General features: G+C 34.3%; 1 pseudogene. It reads left to right on the forward strand.

Annotated features, from left to right (window positions below):
* Window positions 1-115 precede the first annotated feature (115 nt).
* A pseudogene (locus H2280_RS08280) lies at window positions 116-1,634 on the forward strand (hypothetical protein); the annotation flags it as partial.

The following is a 1,634-nucleotide window of genomic DNA, read 5'->3' on the forward strand; positions in this document are numbered from 1 at the left end:
TACTTGTGCTGATGCTACAATTACTGGATGCGAACTTAGTGGTAATTGTGGGACAATTAGCGAAGAAAAACAAGGTACAATTACCATCACCGATTCAAATAATATTTCTTTAACTATTGAAGCAAGTGGTTCAGTTAAACCAAACGATAGTAGTGTTGCTATAAATTTTAGTAATGATTCTTCTATCCAAACTTTCAAAAACCAAGGAACAGTAGTAGGTGGAAATGATAAAGCTAGTATCGTTATAGGCAATAGCAAGGATAATGGTGCCACCATAACTAATTTTGAAAATAGTGGAACTATAGGCAATGGAAGCTCTAAATTTGGCGTGGTAATCTGGGCAAAAGATGACAACGCTAAATCAACTATAGAAAACTTTACCAATGATGGAGCTATAAGTTCAAACGATGGTGAAAGTATCTTTATAAAAAATACCACTATAGAAAACTTTACTAATAGTGGAACTATAAGTTCTACTCAAGGTCAAGGAATTAATATTAGCAATGATGCTACTATAGAAACATTTACAAATAACGGGATAATTAGTAGTGATAATAATAATGGGATAAAATTAGGTTATACAGGTAATTCAAAAAAACCTACTATTAAGAATTTTACAAACACGGGGACTATAAAGTCTAACAGCACAAAAGATTTACCTCAAGCTGGGCAGACAGCTAATGCGATAGGAGCAGTTAAAATTGAATATGGTGATATAGAAACTATTAATAATTCAGGAACTGTTTCTGGCATTTTAGGATTTAATATTATGGCCTCAACCATCGATAATTTTACTAATACTGGAACTATAGAAGGAACATCTCATCATAAATATGCAGGAGCTTTCATTTTAACAGATTCTGACAATAGAACTGCTACCATCAGAAATTTTACAAACGAAGGTCTCATTAAAGCTAATAATACTAATGGCATTGTCATTGGAATTGGCAATAAAATAGAAACTTTAACCAATAATGGAACTATAGAAGCTGGTTTAGATGGAATAAGTTTTACCCCTGTTGGCAATAAATCACCAAACATCGACCTCGGCCAAATCAACTTAGAATCTGGTAGCATCATTAAAGCTGGTAGAGATGGTATCCATGTAGCTGGAACTAATGGAGGCATCAAAGCCAAAGGTATTGAAGTAAAAAAAGGTGCTAAAGTAGAAGGAGGTAATGCTGGTATTTTCATAGGTGGTGGAAAACAACTTGATACCTTAATTAAAATATCAGGTGAAGTTAAAGGTGGAAAAGCAGGTATTATCAATGAAGGTGTTATTGGCTCTGGTAGTGATAATGAAGACACAGGTATCAAGATAGAAGAAGGTGGTAGCTTAGCTGGTGGTATAGTCAATCAAGGTAATGGTTCTATCACAGGTTCTATCACAGTAGAAGAAGGTGGCCAACTTGACTCCATAGTCAATACCTCTACTTCTGATACAGGTATTTCAGGTTCTATCACAAACAATAGTAATAATAAATTAGAAATCTCCAATGGAGAAGGTGCTACTATAGGTGGTGGTATTGTTAATAACGGAAGTGCTGATTTAGTAATCTCTAATCAAGGCAATGTTGGTAAAGATAAAGACGGCAATACAGTAACTAACAATGGGCAAGGTAGTGTTAATATAC

The sequence above is a fragment of the Campylobacter sp. 2457A genome, assembly GCF_020135895.1.
In the GTDB taxonomy this organism is placed as follows: domain Bacteria; phylum Campylobacterota; class Campylobacteria; order Campylobacterales; family Campylobacteraceae; genus Campylobacter_D; species Campylobacter_D taeniopygiae.